A 16462-nucleotide genomic window follows, 5' to 3' on the forward strand; every position below is an offset into this window, starting at 1 on the left:
CTTATTTAACTGGTAGTAAATTATAGTAAGTGAAGTCATATTTTTTTCTTGTCTAAATATTTACTTGAGATAGGAACAGAAGAGTTGCCCGCAAATTTTTCTCATGCTGTTCTAGAGCAATTTAAATCTCTAATAGAATTTGAATTGGATAAAAAGTTAATCAAATTCGAACATATAGTTGTTACCTCAACACCAAGGAGAATAGTTCTACTTCTCGAAGGTTTAGTTGATTATGCAGAAGATAAGATAATAGAAAGAAAAGGGCCTAAAGCAAATTCAGCTTATTTAAATGGATGTCCTACTAATGCTGCTTTAGGATTTGCTAATAGCTTAGGTATAGATGTTGGTGAGCTAGAAATAAAAAAGACAGAAAAGGGTGATTTTGTATTTGGAAAGAAAATTGAGAAAGGACTATCAACAAAAATTTCTTTGTCTTCGATTATCCCAAAATTAGTAAAGAGTCTTCAAGGCCCTCGATTTATGAAGTGGGGGGCCGGGAACATGAAATTTTCAAGACCTATTAGGTGGATTGCCTCAATTTATAATGATGAAATTCTTGATTTTGAATTTGATGAATGTGATCCAAAGATTAAAATAAATAATAAAACAAAAAGTCATAGGCTAATCAATGAAGTTTTAGAACTTCAGAATCCGGATGATTTTTTTGAATTATTGAAACGAAATAGAGTAATAGCTATTCGAAAAGAAAGAAAAGAAAAAATTGAAAGTTTAATAAATCAGGCATCTAAATCTTTAAATTTGAAACCTGACCTTTCAGAAGGGTTATTAAATGAACTAACTGATTTGGTTGAATGGCCAGACTTAATTATTGGCAAATTTAGTGATGAATTTCTTGAGCTTCCGGTTGAAGTTCTTTCAACAGTCATGAAAAGTCATCAGAGATACGTTCCTCTTTTATTGAAAAACAAAAGTTTTTCTAAACTAGATTTAAGCTCTGAAAAAAATATTAGTACAACTTTCTGTGTTATTTCAAATGGTCTTGAAGAATCAAATAATAATATTGCCAAAGGGAATGAGAAAGTTTTAAAGGCAAGGTTTTCAGATGCAAAGTTTTTCGTAGAAAGTGACAAAAAAGTTGCTTCAATCAAAAGAAATGAAAAGCTTAAATCTGTTTCATATTTGAAAGGACTTGGAAATATATTTCAGAGGGTAGAGAGGATAGAGGAAGTTACTAAAAAAATTCTTAAATTTTTAAATGATAAGTCTTTAGAAGAAAAAAAGATAATAGAAGCTGCTAAATACTGTAAAAACGACTTATGTAGTGAAATTGTTTTCGAATTCCCTGAGCTGCAAGGAATAATGGGTGGTAAATATCTTAAATATGAGGGATTTAGTGAGGATGTTTGCCTGGCTGTCGCGGAACATTATTTACCTTCTTTTTATAAGGATGCTTTGCCCTCCACAAAATATGGTGCAATAGTTTCTATAGCAGATAAGGTCGAAACTTTAATTAGTATTTTTATTTCTGGTAAGCGCCCAAGTGGATCATCTGATCCCTATGCTTTAAGAAGAAATTTGAATGGAGTGATTAAAATAATTTGGGATTATGAACTTGATTTGCCTTTAGATAAATTATTCAACGAACTTATTGATTTTTGGAAAATCGTATTTCCGAATTTAAACTTCTCAAGAGTAACAGTATTTAATGATTTAAATGAATTTTTAGTTCAAAGAATTGTTAGTCATCTAGAAGAAATATCACTAAGTAAAGAATTAATAAAGGCCGTTTGCTCTTCTGATGAATTATCTCAAAAAAGAGTATTGAATATTGTTGATCTTAAAAATAGGGTTAATTCTATTATCAAATTTAATAAAAAAGATAATTTTGTTGAAATACAGAAGGTAATTACTAGGGTAAGCAAATTAGCAAATAAAAGTGATATTTCCAGAGACGTTCTCTCAACAAGAGATTATGTAAATACAAAACTTTTTGAAAAAGATTGTGAATTCAAAGTTTTTGAATTTATTGGCGAATTAGAAAAACTTTTTTCAGAAGGTTATTCCAATTATTTGGAACTTCTAAATTTGTTTGAGATTAATGTAAACACTATCGAGGATTTATTTGATAACGAAAAGGGAGTCCTAATAATGTCAGAGGATTTAAAAATAAGAAATAATAGACTCAATTTGTTGAGCTTAATTAGAAACTATTCTTTAAAAATTGCCGACTTTACACTTTTGAACTCTTAACTTTAATCCCTCCCTTTATTGAATAATTTTCTAGCATTTTTTCTACCTCTTTATTTTCCCTAACAGCACTATCAACAGGTTTATATTTTAGAGGCGCTAGGGCTTTCCCTCTTAAAATCGAACCAAGTGTAAGCATCGTAATTTTAAGTTGCTGTAATGGTTTCATAGAGACAACTCTTTTGTATAAGTAACTATCAAAAGTAAGTCTTTGAACATCCATGTCATCACACATCTCAACAAAGGCTTCTCTAGCAGAATCATTTCTGTAGAAAATATTTTGAAGGATTTCTAGCACCTTATAAGTTGTGCCATATTTTTTATCCCATTTTTTAAGATAGTTTTTTAAATCTTTTTCTGATGGAATTACTTGACCATTTTTTGATGCTTCAACAATTTCTTCAGCACACATTCTTCCGCTTTTTGCAGCAAAATAAATACCCTCTCCAGAACTTTTTGTAACATAACCAGCTGCATCACCAACCAATGCCATTCTCCCAACTACCCTTCTTGGCCTTGGATGCTCTGGAATAGGGTGAGCTTCTACCTTTATTACTTCACCATTAACAAGTCTTTTCTTTGCTCTATTTCTTACACCCTCTTGAAGTCCTTTAATTAATGACTGATTCTTCTGCATGGTTCCTGTGCCCACAGCCACATGATCATATTTAGGAAATACCCACCCATAAAAATCAGGAGAAACATCTGTTCCAACATACATTTCAGCAAGATCTTCGTAGTAACCCATTTCTTCTTTAGGCAATTTAATTCTTTCCTGAAATGCAATGGCAACTTTGTAATCTCCTGCATCCATTGCTTTTGCTACTCTGCTATTGGCTCCATCAGCTCCGATTAAAAGGTCAACAGTAAGCTCTTTGAGTTCCCCTTTTTTATCTCCATTGGTGAAATCTGAGTAGGAAAGCTTATATGGCCCTTGATTATTATCGCCAGTATCAATTGAAGTAACTAATCCATTTATTAAAGTAGCACCAAGATCTGACGCTCTATTGCGCATAAAGGCATCCATAACTTCTCTTCTACACATCCCAATAAACTCATTATCACTTTTCCCATAAACTCTATCTAAGCTAATATCTACCTCTCTATTTGATGGGGATATCATTCTCATATGCCTTACTTTTCTATCAATAATTGACTCAGGTAAATCAAATTCTTCCACCATGCAAAGTGGAATTGCTCCTCCGCATGGTTTTGCATTATCTAATTTTCTCTCGAAGAGCCAAGTTTTTATTCCAGCTTTAGCTAGTATTTCTGCCGCACATGAACCACTTGGACCTCCACCAATAACAGCTACCCTCAACATATGAAAAAAAAATAATACTGTATATAAAAACTACATCTTTTTTGCTTATAAAAGTGCATTTCTTAAAATAATAGTTAATATCGAAATATCTTTTCCAAATTCACTTCTAAATATTGGAACTAAACAAAGATATCGATCAAATTGATATACCACTTGCCAAAAGAACTTACTTAAACAACCCAAATTCAACATTATTAAAAAAATTATTAATATTTTCTCCATTTCTTTTCCTTATATTTTCTATCGCTGCATTGCGATTTATTAGAAATGTAGAATTAATACCTCTCAGTAATCTCAAATTTGAGGTTAAAAGAAATCATAATGCCAGAATACTGGGCCATCTTCCCTATGAGGAAACTCCTAAAGAGAAACTAGTTTTAATTGAGCCTAATATTGAAGTCCATATGGATATGCGCGATTCTCTACTAAAAATGAGAGAAGAAGCCAAAAAGGATGGGATATATTTGGTCTTCTTAAGTGGTTATAGATCAATAAATTTGCAAAACGATATTTTTTATTCTTTAAAATCTATTAGAAATCAAGAAGCGGCAGAAAGAGCTAGAGTTTCAGCCCCTCCTGGATATTCTGAACATAGTACAGGTTTCGCAATCGATATTGGTGATGCTACTCAAAGAGAGACAGACTTTGAAACCGACTTCGAAAATACTGACGCCTTTAGATGGCTCAAAAAAAATGCAGCTAAGTTTCACTTTAAGTTATCGTTCAACAAAGATAATAAATATATAGATTACGAACCCTGGCATTGGAGATATGAGGGGTCAATTGAAGCATTAAAAGTTTTTGAAAGCGCTAATAGAAAATTATAAACCTAATTGATTGATTTAATTATTCAATTAGATTATATTTTTCAAAGTCTTAAAGAGAAAATTCTCATAATAAGCATACTTTGAGTTAGCCTTAATAAAGCCAATCTACTATTTATATAAATTCTATAAATGTCATCTTCGATAAAAGAAATTAGAAATGTTGCAATTATTGCTCACGTAGATCATGGGAAGACAACGCTTGTAGATGCATTGTTATCTCAATCAGGAATATTTAGAGACAATGAAGTTATACCTACATGTGTAATGGATTCAAATGATCTTGAGAGAGAAAGGGGGATAACAATACTCTCAAAAAATACTGCAGTTAACTACAAAGACACCAGAATTAATATTATAGATACACCTGGACATGCTGATTTTGGAGGAGAAGTTGAAAGGGTTTTGGGAATGGTGGATGGTTGTCTGCTTATTGTTGATGCAAATGAGGGACCTATGCCTCAAACAAGATTTGTTTTAAAAAAAGCATTAGAAAAAGGACTTAGACCTATCGTCTTTGTAAATAAAATTGATAGACCACGAGTAGTACCAGAAATAGCAATTGATAAGGTCCTTGATTTGTTTTTGGAGTTAGGAGCTGATGATGATCAATGTGATTTCCCTTATCTTTTTGGGAGTGGATTATCTGGTTTTGCAAAAGAAGAGATGGAATCTAATAGTGACAATATGATGCCTCTTTTTGAAGCTATTATCAGACACGTTCCTCCTCCAGTAGGTGACTCTAATAAGCCTCTTCAGCTACAAATAACTACTTTGGACTATTCTGATTTCTTAGGCAGAATAGTAATCGGAAAGATCCACAACGGGACTATAAAAAATGGCCAACAGGCTAGTTTAATAAAGGAAAACGGAAAAACTATTAAAGGTAAGGTTAGTAAACTTTTAGGATTTGAAGGATTACAAAGAATTGATATAAATGAAGCATTTGCAGGTGATATTGTTGCTGTTTCTGGTTTCGATGACGTCAATATTGGTGAGACCATAGCATGTCCCGACTCTCCTCATCCTCTTCCATTAATCAAAGTAGATGAACCTACCTTAAATATGACTTTTGTTGTAAATGATTCACCATTTGCGGGTAAGGAAGGGAAATTTGTTACTAGTAGACAATTAAAAAATAGATTGGAGAGGGAACTTTTAACAAATGTTGCCTTGAGAGTGGAAGAAACTGATTCTCCCGATAAGTTCTCAGTTTCAGGAAGAGGAGAATTACATTTAGGTATTTTGATTGAAACCATGAGAAGAGAAGGGTTCGAGTTTCAAATCTCACAACCTCAAGTAATTTTTAGAGAAATTGATAATGTTGAATGTGAGCCTATAGAGACTTTGGTCCTTGATGTGCCTGAAGTATCCGTTGGTTCTTGTATAGAAAAACTTGGATCGAGAAAGGCAGAGATGAAAAATATGCAGACAAGTTCAGATGGGAGAACCCAATTAGAGTTCCTTGTGCCATCAAGGGGACTAATTGGATTTCGTGGAGAATTTGTCCGGATAACAAGAGGTGAAGGTATCATGAGTCATTCGTTTTATGAATACAAACCTAAAACAGGAGATTTTGAAACTAGAAGAAATGGAGTCCTTATAGCTTTTGAGGAAGGTGTGGCCACGTTCTATGCATTAAAGAATGCTGAAGATAGGGGAGTCTATTTCATTAAACCTGGAGTTAAAGTTTATAAGGGAATGATAATTGGAGAGAATAATCGACCTCAAGATCTTGAGTTAAATATATGTAAAACTAAGCAGTTGACTAATATGAGGTCTGCAGGGGCAGAAGAACTTGATACTTTGCAGTCACCTGTTGACATTACCCTTGAAAGAGCACTCGAATATATTGGTCCAGATGAAATGCTTGAGGTAACACCAGATTCAATAAGAATGAGAAAAATAAATAAAAAGAAAAGAAATTAATAATTAGCTTCATGAACGAAGAAAGTGCAAAAAGTTTAAAAGATTCTCTTTTTAATGCTTTAAATCTTTTTAACAATCATGAATGGTATGAGGCCCATGATGCTTTTGAAGAAATATGGAATTCCGTTGATGGTGATGAAAGACAAGTTATCCAGGGAATTTTACAAGTATCTGTTTCTCAGTTTCACTTAAGTAAGGGTAATTTAAATGGAGCTACTATTCTGCTTGGAGAGGGTTTAGGTAGAATAAAAACTAGAACTAAGATTAATTTAGGAATTGATCTTGAATCATTCTGCCTAAGTTTGGAAGATTTATTGAGGAAATTGCAATATAAAGAGCAATTAAGTGAGAACGATAAGCCTTTTTTGAAACCTCTTTGATAAATTTGAATATTATGAAAATATCTTTATCTTGAATAAATATTATTTTCTATCCCATTTTTTTTCAAGAAAACAAGAAAACTAATCGATCTCAAGAAAAATGAACCTAAAGATTCATAATGTATCGCTTTCAATTAAAGGAAGATTAATAGTAAATGATGTTTCCATAACTGTTAATCCAGGGGAGGTTGTAGGTTTGATGGGGCCTAATGGTGCTGGGAAAACTACAACTTTTAATCTTGCAGTTGGGAATATAAAACCAGATAAAGGTCAAATTTTAATGAATGGGAAAAATATAACCAATCTTCCTCTTCCGATTAGATCAAGACTTGGGTTAGGGTACTTAACTCAAGAAGCGAGTATATTTAGAGACCTCACTGTTAAGGATAATATAGATTTGGCTTTACAAAATTCATCCTATAGTAGAGCAGCGATAAGAAATAGAAGAGAACAATTAATTAATGAATTTAATTTGAACAACTTTGTAGAAAATTATGGTTATCAACTTTCAGGAGGAGAGAGGAGGAGGTGTGAGATAGCTAGAGCTCTCACTGTAGGCAGAAAAGGACCTAAATATTTGTTATTAGACGAACCTTTTGCTGGGATCGATCCTTTAGCTGTGAATGATCTAAAGAAACTAATTCTTAAATTAAGTAGTGATGGGGTGGGGATTCTCATTACAGACCATAATGTGAGGGAAACCCTTCTTATTACTAATAAATCATATGTATTAAGTGAAGGAAAAATTTTAGCTAACGGTTCATCAACTGAATTGGCTGATAATCCAATAGTCAAGAAGTATTATCTTGGAGATAATTTCAGACTTTGAAATGCTTTTTAAAAAATAAATTAAAACTTTATTATTAAAGATTTACTCATATAAGAATGATTTTAATTATTATTTGTTTGTCATTGAATATTAAAACTTGAGAAATTTCTAGAAATGATACTAGATAATTTTTTTAAAAATTTAATATATGAACCGGTTTCAGTTTTAGGTCTTTTAGTTTTTTATTTTTTATTAATTAACTTGCCGATTTCTTTGGGTGCAGTTTTTAAAAAAAAGTCTTCTTCTGCGGTAAGACTTATTACGATTTTAGTGAACTTATTAATAACATTACAATTACTTTTTAGGTGGTCAATTTCTGGACATTTTCCTATTAGCAATTTGTATGAATCTCTCTATTTCCTTACTTGGGGTATCACATTAGGTCAACTATTGGTTGAAAGAGAATACCAAGCTCCAATAATTCCCTCAATTGCCATACCTATTGAGTTACTGACGGTGGCTTTTGCTTGTTTCGTTTTACCTGAGGATTTGAAATTATCATCCAACTTAGTTCCAGCTTTAAGGTCTAGTTGGTTAGTTATGCATGTTAGCGTGGTAATGCTTAGTTATGCAGCATTAATAATAGGTTCTTTACTTTCAATGTCCGTTTTGTTTATTAATAAAAATAAGCCGCTTCAAATCAGAAGTAGTTCTACAGGTATAGGAGGATTTAAACTTTCAAATAGCTATCCTGTAAATGATTTAGTTGAACCTATTGAATTTTCTCATTCAGAAGAATTAGATACATTAAGTTATCGTTCTATATTAGTAGGTTTTGTTCTTTTGACTCTCGGTTTAATTTCAGGTGCAGTTTGGGCTAATGAGGCTTGGGGCACATGGTGGAGTTGGGATCCAAAAGAAACATGGGCATTTATATCATGGTTGTTTTATGCGGCTTATCTGCATATGAGAATTAGTAAGGGTTGGCAAGGACGCAAACCAGCATTATTAGCATCTACAGGCTTTTTAGTTGTTTTAGTTTGTTATTTAGGAGTTAATTTTTTAGGAATAGGGTTACATAGTTATGGATGGATATTTGGGTGATTAAGAAATCACCAACCCTTATTGATTAAGGCTCTGAAAGAACATTCCCCTTTTGCGCTTCTTGTGCAACTTTTCTTAAGTCATCACATCCTTCTTTTAATGTTGGGTAAGCAAACATTCCACTACCTGCAATAAAACAATTGGCACCAGCATCGGCACATTGTGAAATGGTCCAATTTGCTTTTATCCCCCCATCAACTTCAATGTCGACATCTAAGTTTTTTTCGATAATAAAGTTTCTTATCTCTCTGATTTTATTAAGCATTGTTGGTATATAAGCTTGTCCTCCAAAGCCTGGATTAACTGTCATAACCAAAACATGATCAACCATATCCATTATGTTTTTAATCATTTCAAAAGGGGTATGAGGGTTTAATGCAACAGAAGGAGATCCTCCTAAATCTCTTATTCTTCCGAGAACTCTATGCAAATGAATATTTGCTTCGGCATGAGCTATTACTACTCCAGGTTCACCATTCGGCCCTTTTGTGGCTTTTACATAAGATTCAAGCATGGTTTCACAGTTATATTGGCTCACCATTAATTGAGTTTCAAAAGGGACATTGCAATATTTCCGGCATGCGGAAATCATTTCAGGACCAAATGTAAGATTTGGCACGAAATTTCCATCCATTACATCAAATTGAATTCTATCTACTCCAGCCTCCTCGAGCTCTTTCACACATGCCCCCATATTTGCCCAATCTGCTGGTAAAACTGAAGGAATTATTTGAATTGGTCTATTAGCACCAGTTAAATTTTCTTGATTTGACTCAGTCATTTAAATTTTAAAATATTTAATAAAGATACTATATTTAGTTGTTTATTCCTAATTTCAAGTCACGGCCTGATAAAGTAACAGCTGTAAAGAGTTAAAAAAAGCTTACTAGCATAATAATTCTCATAAAAAATGTCATTTTTTATGAGATCATACTCAAAACCTTTTAGAAAATCCTCAAAATTTAATTGTGAATCAAACTTTAATTCAAGAAATTCTCGAAGTTGTCGAGCAAGCTGCTATTGCCTCAGCAAAACTAACAGGACTTGGTCAAAAAGATGAAGCTGATGCTGCAGCAGTCGAGGCAATGAGATTGCGAATGGGCAAAATTGAAATGAAAGGGAAAATTGTTATTGGAGAAGGTGAAAGAGATGAAGCACCTATGCTTTATATAGGTGAAGAGGTTGGAAGTGGAAGTGGTCCAGGGGTCGACTTTGCAGTAGATCCTTGTGAAGGAACTAATCTTTGTGCGAATAATCAAAGAGGATCTATGGCTGTTTTAGCTGCCTCTGATACGGGTGGTCTTTTCAATGCTCCTGATTTTTACATGAACAAATTAGCAGCGCCTCCTGCAGCCAAAGGTAAAGTAGATATTAGAAATTCAGCGACTGAAAACTTGAAGATACTAAGTGATTGCTTGGGTCTTTCTATTGATGAGCTTACTGTTGTTGTAATGGATAGAACTAGGCATAAAGATTTAATTAAAGAGATTCGAGGATGTGGTGCTAAAGTTCAACCGATTTCTGATGGTGATGTTCAAGCTGCGATTGCATGTGGTTTTGCAGGAATTGGAACACATTGCTTGATGGGTATTGGTGCAGCTCCAGAGGGTGTTATTTCAGCTGCTGCAATGAGAGCTCTTGGCGGACACTTTCAAGGACAACTAGTTTATGATCCAGCAATCGCTCAAACTTCTGAATGGGCTGATTACACAAAAGAAGGAAATATAAAACGTCTTAATGAAATGGGCATAACCGATATAGATAAAATTTATGAAGCTAATGAATTGGCATCGGGAGAAAATGTTGTTTTCGCTGGAAGTGGAATAACTGATGGATTACTATTTGACGGAGTTAAATTTGAAAGGGATTGTGTTAGAACAAGTAGTTTGGTTATTAGTACATTAGATAGTACTGCAAGGTTCACAAATACTGTCCATATAAAAGATGGTGCTAAGAGTATCAGCCTTTAAAAATTCATTGTTGATATTATGCATATTGTTGTCGTCGGACTGAGTCATCGCACGGCACCTGTTGAAGTGCGTGAGAAATTAAGTATTCCTGACCAATCCATAACAGAATCATTGAAAGCATTAAAAGCTTTCTCTGATGTATTAGAGGTGTCAATCTTAAGTACTTGTAATAGGATGGAAATATATGCACTAGTAAAGGATAAAAATACTGGAATTTCATCTATAAAGGAATTTATATCAGAATATTCTGGAATTATTTTTGAAGATTTAAATCCACATCTTTTTTGCTTTAGACAGGAAGAAGCAGTTTTGCATTTGATGAAAGTCTCGGCAGGACTCGATAGCCTCGTTTTAGGTGAAGGACAAATCCTTTCGCAGGTAAAAAAAATGATGAGGTTAGGTCAAGAAAATCAATCTACTGGCCCAATTCTTAATAGATTATTAACACAATCAGTTAGTACAGGTAAAAAAGTAAGATCTGAAACAAATTTAGGAACTGGAGCCGTATCAATTAGTTCAGCAGCTGTAGAACTTGCCCAATTAAAAATTGGACAAGAAAAGGGTTTTGATACTCTCGTAAGTTTGGAATCAGAGAACGTTCTTGTTGTTGGCGCTGGACGAATGAGTAGGCTATTAATAACTCATTTAAAATCAAAAGGATGTCATAAACTTATCCTTTTAAATAGAAATATTGATAGAGCATTAAATCTTGCTCAAGACTTTCCTGATTTAGAGATTGTTTGTAGAGGGTTAAATGAATTAGAAGAAAACATATCACTATCTTCCATTGTTTTCACCAGTACTGCTTCTGAAGAGCCAATTATTGATCTCGCAAAAATTGAAAAATTAAATTTGAGTAATAGACTTAAATTTATTGATATTGGTGTACCGAGAAATATATCTAATGATGTCAAACAACATCAATTTGTAAAATCATTTGATGTTGATGACTTACAAGAGGTAGTTTCAAGAAATCAAGAATTTAGACAGAAAATAGCAAAGGAAGCGGAATCTTTAGTAGAAGAAGAAAGGATCATTTTTCTAGAATGGTGGGCAAGTTTAGAGGCCGTTCCAGTAATTAATAAACTTAGATCAGATTTGGAGTTGATTAGAAAAGAGGAATTGCAAAAAGCACTTAGCAGAATGGGACCAGATTTTTCGGCTCGAGAAAGAAAAGTTGTGGAAGCTCTGACTAAAGGAATAATTAATAAAATACTTCATACGCCGGTCACCAAGTTGAGAAGTCCTCAATCAAGAGAAGAAAGACAAGTTTCTTTGAAAATCGTTGAAAAATTGTTTTCTTTGGTAGAAGAGGAACAAAATAACTAACTTTTTTCGATTTATATTAAGTTTTTCCAGTGATTTATCGAAATACCTTTGTAAACTGACCATTTGTATTTCTAAATATGCACATAATCAGTTACTTTAAGTAGTTGTATATCTACCTCCATTAGATTGAATGAAGCGTGTGTTGGCCATAATCCTCGGAGGAGGAAAAGGTTCTAGACTTTACCCTCTAACTAAAATGAGGGCTAAACCTGCTGTGCCATTGGCAGGTAAGTATCGTTTGATAGATATTCCGATTAGTAATTGTATAAATTCAGGCATTGAAAAAATGTACGTATTGACTCAGTTCAATAGTGCATCTCTAAATAGACATATAGGAAGAACCTATAATTTAAATGGCCCTTTCGGTCAAGGATTTGTGGAGGTTTTAGCGGCACAACAGACTCCTGATAGTCCGAAGTGGTTTGAAGGTACTGCTGATGCTGTAAGAAAATATCAATGGTTATTTCAAGAATGGGATGTTGATGAATATTTAATATTGTCAGGTGATCAACTGTACAGAATGGACTACAGTTTATTTGTTCAACATCATAGAGATAATGGGTCTGATTTAACTGTTGCAGCTTTGCCTGTTGATGAAGCTCAGGCAGAAGGTTTTGGTCTAATGAGAACCGATGATGTAGGAAATATTAAAGAATTCAGTGAAAAGCCTTCTGGAGAGAAGTTGAAGGCAATGGCAGTAGATACTTCAAAATTTGGATTAAGTAAGGAGTCAGCGGCCGAAAAACCGTACCTAGCCTCTATGGGTATTTACGTTTTCAGCAGAAATACTCTTTTCGATCTTCTAAATAAATTTCCTAATTATACTGACTTTGGTAAGGATATAATTCCAGAAGCCCTCAATAGAGGCGATACTCTTAAAAGTTATGTATTCGATGATTATTGGGAAGATATCGGCACCATTGGGGCATTCTTTGAGTCAAACCTTGCATTGACTGAGCAACCAAAACCTCCATTTAGTTTTTATGATGAGAAATTTCCAATTTATACAAGACCTAGATTTCTCCCCCCTTCTAAACTTGTTGATGCTCAAATTACTGATTCAATAGTTTGTGAAGGTACAATCTTGAAGTCATGCAGTATTTTACATTGTGTTTTAGGTGTAAGAAGCAGGATTGAGAGTGATTCGGTTCTTGAGGACACTCTTGTTATGGGTGCCGATTTCTTTGAATCTCCTGAAGAGAGGATTGAATTAAGAAAAGGAGGCGGAACCCCTCTTGGAGTAGGTGAAGGAACTACTGTAAAAAGAGCAATCCTTGATAAGAATACAAGAATTGGTGATAATGTCGTGATCATTAATAAAGATCGAGTAGAGGAAGCAGATAAGCCAGAATTAGGCTTTTATATCAGAAATGGAATTGTCGTAGTAGTTAAAAATGCAACCATTGCAAACGGAACTGTTATTTAATTCTTTTCGATCATTTTTCGCTGACATAAGTATTTTTTTTTGAGCAATTTTGTTGAGTTGGATGCACACTATATTTATTGAGTTTTTTAATTTTTTATGTCCAAGGCACATTTTGGTTTAATAGGTCTTGGTGTTATGGGCGAAAACTTAGTTCTTAACGCAGAGAGAAATGGATTTTCTAGTGTAGTTTTTAATAGGACTTACTCAAAAACTGAGGAATTTTTGCAAGGTCGTGGCCTTGGTAAGAGTATAGAGGGAGCTGAAACTCTTCAAGAATTTGTTAATAAGCTTGAGAGACCTAGAAGAATTCTCATGATGGTAAAAGCTGGGCCAGCAACAGATGCTGTCATTGATAATATTTCTGGATATCTCGAGGAAGGAGATTTATTAATAGATGGCGGTAATTCTCAATTTAAAGATACAGAAAGAAGGGTGAATACCCTTGAAAGTAAAAGTTTTGGATACATTGGGATGGGAGTCTCTGGAGGTGCCAAAGGAGCTCTAGAGGGTCCAAGTATGATGCCCGGTGGTACTAAGGCTTCATATGATGCAATAGAAAGCTTACTAACGAAAATGGCTGCCAAAGTTGAAGACGGACCATGTGTTGCATATGTTGGCCCAGGAGGCTCAGGTCATTTTGTAAAAACTGTTCATAACGGAATTGAATATGGAATTGAACAAATACTTGCAGAAGCTTATGACCTTATGAAGAGAGTCAAAGGTATGAATGGACAGCAGATGTCAGAGGTATTTGGTATTTGGAATAATACTGATGAATTAGCTTCTTATCTTGTTGAGATAACAGAGATTTGTCTAAATACAAAAGATGAGATGACTGGAGATGATGTCGTGGAAAAAATATTAGATAAAGCTGGCCAGAAAGGTACAGGTCTATGGACTGTTGTAAGTGCTCTAGAACTGGGGGTATCAGTCCCAACTATTTATGCATCTTTAAATGCAAGAGTAATGAGTTCTTTAAAAGAGCAACGTACTGAGATTGAAAAAACTATTCCATCTAAAGATATAGAGGATTTTGATTTAGGAAATATATCAGATGGAATGAAACCTTTATTTGATGCTGTAGTCCTTGCCACAATTGCTAGCTATGCCCAAGGTATGGATATTTTAAGAGAAGCATCTGCAGTATATAACTATGGTTTGAATATGCCGTCAATTGCACAAATATGGAAAGGTGGTTGCATAATTAGATCAAAATTATTAAGTAAAATTCAAGATGCTTATAACAAAGACCCTGATCTAAAAAATTTAATTTTTGATGATTGGTTTAACAATGAAATTGCGACAAGATTAGATAACTTAGCTAAGGTGGTTTCTCTATCCACAAAGGCAGGTATACCAGTCCCATGTTTATCCAGTACTTTAGATTATTTGAATAGTTATAGAACTAATAGACTTCCTCAGAATCTTGTTCAGGCAATGAGAGACTGTTTTGGCTCCCATACATATGAAAGAATTGATAGGGAAGGTAGTTTTCATACTGAATGGATGAAATGATTGAAAAGGTCAAAAATGGATACACCTTAAATATATGCAAAGACAAGTTAGAACTATCAACAGCGGTTTTTAAGTTTATTCAAAGCCATATTATTCATACTTTAAAAAAGAAAGACAGATTCAAATTTTGTGTAAGTGGAGGTTCAACTCCTAAATCTGTTTATCATCTCTTATCTCATAATGATCTTCAATGGGATATGGTTGATGTCTTTTTAGGAGATGAAAGATGTGTTGATCCAAATTCAGAATTAAGTAACTCGTTAATGTTGAGAAATTCTTTGCTAACTAATTTTGGATCTAAAGCTTATTTTTATGAAATTTTCAATGATTTAAACGCTGATGATGAAACTACTAAAAATCAATTTATTTCTAAATTATTTGAAAAATGCGGATCAAACCCTCCAACTTTTGATTTAACATTATTAGGCCTTGGAGATGATGGCCATACAGCCTCACTATTCCCTTATCAAAAAAATAATAATGTAGATGATTTTGTTATTTTTAATGAAGGTAAAGGTTTAAAAAGAATTTCATTAACTCCAAAGGTTCTTTCAGCTTCTTCAAAGATAGTATTTTTAGTTAGTGGAGCTTCTAAAAGAATTGCTCTTGAGAGGTTATTAGATGAAAAAGAGCCACCAGATAGAACACCATCAAAATTAATAAAATCTAATAATCAAATTTCAATATTTTGTGATCAGGAATCAGCAAAAGAATTAGAAATTTAGTTAAAGTCTATTAATAATTTAAATTATTTAATGAGTAAGAAAAAATTTTTATTCCAGAAAAAGGAGTTCGATGGTTGGAAAACATTAAATGATACTGTTATGGGCGGATCAAGTTCAGCTTTTTGTGAAACCTCAAATTCGGGTTTGATATTAAAGGGTAATATTGTCGAGAAAGCAGGAGGATTTGTTAGTTGTAGATCTTCTATATATAAACCTTCTTTAAATGTATCTGAGTATTCATCCTTTGAATTAAATATTGATGGACAAGGAAGAACTTTTAAATTTGCTGTCGCTTGTGAAGATGATCTACTAGGACTAACCGAATTTATTCCTGGTGGTCTTAGATGGATTAAATCATTTCCAACAAAAAAATTCGGGACAACAAATGTTCAAATTCCTTTTAGTGAGTTAAAACCTTCAGTAAGAGCTAATAAAGTACGTTTTCCATTTAAATTCAAGCCATCTAAAATTAAAAGATTGCAACTACTACACTCTAAGTTCGGTGATGATGGATTACTTAATAATGAGTTTAAACAGGGTTCAATAAAAGTTTTAATTAAATCAATAAGTGTTATTTGAAAATCCACCTAAAAATATAGAGAGCTTAATCGCTAAGTCAGCAGATTTAACAAATAAACCTTTTGTGCATTCTGTCGTAAAAATAAATGGTGAATACGAATTCGAAGATGAAGATATTGATTTAACAGTTAATATCTTATGTAGAGATAAAGAAGGTAAAAGATTAGAAATTTATGATCTTGAATTAGAACTTTTTAAATCAAATAAAGAGTTGGTTTTAGTAATCTCTAAGCTTAACTTCCCTGATGAACCAATATTATGGTGTGGAGTTAAAACATTATGGATGGATAGCAATAATGGGAAAAAATGCAATTCACCGAAATACAGCGCTAGATTGGAAAATTTAGCAAATAGGATAAAAAGTTTTATTGATTAAGAAA

General features: G+C 33.3%; 15 protein-coding genes. 13 read left to right on the forward strand and 2 right to left on the reverse strand.

Annotation, left to right across the window (positions count from 1 at the left end):
- The first annotated feature begins 48 nt into the window (after positions 1 to 48).
- Positions 49 to 2211 carry a glycine--tRNA ligase subunit beta gene (glyS, locus tag A9601_RS13040; protein WP_011818264.1) on the forward strand — a complete coding sequence of 721 codons (2163 nt, stop codon included), beginning with the start codon at positions 49 to 51 and terminating at the stop codon, positions 2209 to 2211.
- Here glyS and chlP read toward each other — a convergent pair.
- Entirely contained in the window at positions 2192 to 3532 is a 1341-nt protein-coding gene (chlP, locus tag A9601_RS13045; protein WP_011818265.1) for a geranylgeranyl reductase, read from the reverse strand. The genes glyS and chlP overlap by 20 nt on opposite strands.
- A gap of 113 nt (positions 3533 to 3645) precedes the next feature.
- Here chlP and A9601_RS13050 point away from each other — a divergent pair, with 113 nt between their 5' ends.
- The 5 genes from A9601_RS13050 to ccsB all read left to right on the forward strand — a co-directional run bounded on the left by A9601_RS13050 (position 3646) and on the right by ccsB (position 8538).
- Positions 3646 to 4359, forward strand: coding sequence for a M15 family metallopeptidase (locus A9601_RS13050; protein WP_011818266.1), 714 nt, complete (start codon positions 3646 to 3648; stop codon positions 4357 to 4359).
- Between the two features lie 129 nt (positions 4360 to 4488).
- Positions 4489 to 6285 (forward strand): translational GTPase TypA, encoded by a 1797-nt coding sequence (typA, locus tag A9601_RS13055; RefSeq protein WP_011818267.1) that lies wholly within the window; start codon positions 4489 to 4491, stop codon positions 6283 to 6285.
- A gap of 11 nt (positions 6286 to 6296) precedes the next feature.
- Positions 6297 to 6665: a DUF309 domain-containing protein gene (locus A9601_RS13060; protein ID WP_011818268.1), complete on the forward strand. Its 369-nt coding sequence runs from the start codon at positions 6297 to 6299 to the stop codon at positions 6663 to 6665.
- Positions 6666 to 6765: 100 nt separating this feature from the next.
- Positions 6766 to 7494, forward strand: a complete 729-nt coding sequence (gene lptB / locus A9601_RS13065; protein ID WP_011818269.1) for an LPS export ABC transporter ATP-binding protein — start codon at positions 6766 to 6768, stop codon at positions 7492 to 7494.
- Between the two features lie 114 nt (positions 7495 to 7608).
- Positions 7609 to 8538, forward strand: coding sequence for a c-type cytochrome biogenesis protein CcsB (gene ccsB, locus A9601_RS13070; RefSeq protein WP_011818270.1), 930 nt, complete (start codon positions 7609 to 7611; stop codon positions 8536 to 8538).
- A gap of 25 nt (positions 8539 to 8563) precedes the next feature.
- Here ccsB and rpe read toward each other — a convergent pair whose 3' ends face one another.
- The gene (rpe, locus tag A9601_RS13075; RefSeq protein ID WP_011818271.1) at positions 8564 to 9319 is read right to left on the reverse strand and encodes a ribulose-phosphate 3-epimerase; all 756 of its coding nucleotides are present in this window, start codon (positions 9317 to 9319) and stop codon (positions 8564 to 8566) included.
- Between the two features lie 187 nt (positions 9320 to 9506).
- Between rpe and glpX the strand changes: the two genes are divergently transcribed.
- From glpX to A9601_RS13110, 7 genes are all read left to right on the forward strand, one after another.
- Positions 9507 to 10508: a class II fructose-bisphosphatase gene (glpX, locus tag A9601_RS13080; RefSeq protein WP_011818272.1), complete on the forward strand. Its 1002-nt coding sequence runs from the start codon at positions 9507 to 9509 to the stop codon at positions 10506 to 10508.
- A gap of 18 nt (positions 10509 to 10526) precedes the next feature.
- Positions 10527 to 11837: a glutamyl-tRNA reductase gene (locus A9601_RS13085; protein ID WP_011818273.1), complete on the forward strand. Its 1311-nt coding sequence runs from the start codon at positions 10527 to 10529 to the stop codon at positions 11835 to 11837.
- A 130-nt stretch (positions 11838 to 11967) separates the two neighbouring features.
- Positions 11968 to 13263, forward strand: a complete 1296-nt coding sequence (locus tag A9601_RS13090; RefSeq protein ID WP_011818274.1) for a glucose-1-phosphate adenylyltransferase — start codon at positions 11968 to 11970, stop codon at positions 13261 to 13263.
- A 96-nt stretch (positions 13264 to 13359) separates the two neighbouring features.
- On the forward strand, positions 13360 to 14778 hold the full coding sequence (gene gndA / locus A9601_RS13095; protein WP_011818275.1) for an NADP-dependent phosphogluconate dehydrogenase: 1419 nt from the start codon (positions 13360 to 13362) through the stop codon (positions 14776 to 14778).
- Positions 14766 to 15503 (forward strand): 6-phosphogluconolactonase, encoded by a 738-nt coding sequence (pgl, locus tag A9601_RS13100; RefSeq protein WP_011818276.1) that lies wholly within the window; start codon positions 14766 to 14768, stop codon positions 15501 to 15503. The genes gndA and pgl overlap by 13 nt, the downstream gene beginning before the upstream one ends.
- A gap of 30 nt (positions 15504 to 15533) precedes the next feature.
- Positions 15534 to 16082, forward strand: a complete 549-nt coding sequence (locus A9601_RS13105) for a CIA30 family protein (protein ID WP_011818277.1) — start codon at positions 15534 to 15536, stop codon at positions 16080 to 16082.
- Positions 16072 to 16458, forward strand: a complete 387-nt coding sequence (locus tag A9601_RS13110) for a hypothetical protein (protein WP_011818278.1) — start codon at positions 16072 to 16074, stop codon at positions 16456 to 16458. The genes A9601_RS13105 and A9601_RS13110 overlap by 11 nt, the downstream gene beginning before the upstream one ends.
- The last annotated feature ends 4 nt before the right edge of the window (positions 16459 to 16462 follow it).

The organism is Prochlorococcus marinus str. AS9601 (genome assembly GCF_000015645.1).
Lineage (GTDB): Bacteria > Cyanobacteriota > Cyanobacteriia > PCC-6307 > Cyanobiaceae > Prochlorococcus_A > Prochlorococcus_A marinus_O.

Coding starts and splice junctions, on each gene's coding strand:
- lptB (WP_011818269.1), top strand. CDS start 6,766: ATGAACCTAAAGATTCATAATGTATCGCTTTCAATTAAAGGAAGATTA.
- A9601_RS13105 (WP_011818277.1), top strand. CDS start 15,534: ATGAGTAAGAAAAAATTTTTATTCCAGAAAAAGGAGTTCGATGGTTGG.
- A9601_RS13060 (WP_011818268.1), top strand. CDS start 6,297: ATGAACGAAGAAAGTGCAAAAAGTTTAAAAGATTCTCTTTTTAATGCT.
- gndA (WP_011818275.1), top strand. CDS start 13,360: ATGTCCAAGGCACATTTTGGTTTAATAGGTCTTGGTGTTATGGGCGAA.
- typA (WP_011818267.1), top strand. CDS start 4,489: ATGTCATCTTCGATAAAAGAAATTAGAAATGTTGCAATTATTGCTCAC.
- A9601_RS13090 (WP_011818274.1), top strand. CDS start 11,968: ATGAAGCGTGTGTTGGCCATAATCCTCGGAGGAGGAAAAGGTTCTAGA.
- ccsB (WP_011818270.1), top strand. CDS start 7,609: ATGATACTAGATAATTTTTTTAAAAATTTAATATATGAACCGGTTTCA.
- rpe (WP_011818271.1), bottom strand. CDS start 9,319: ATGACTGAGTCAAATCAAGAAAATTTAACTGGTGCTAATAGACCAATT.
- pgl (WP_011818276.1), top strand. CDS start 14,766: ATGGATGAAATGATTGAAAAGGTCAAAAATGGATACACCTTAAATATA.
- chlP (WP_011818265.1), bottom strand. CDS start 3,532: ATGTTGAGGGTAGCTGTTATTGGTGGAGGTCCAAGTGGTTCATGTGCG.
- A9601_RS13085 (WP_011818273.1), top strand. CDS start 10,527: ATGCATATTGTTGTCGTCGGACTGAGTCATCGCACGGCACCTGTTGAA.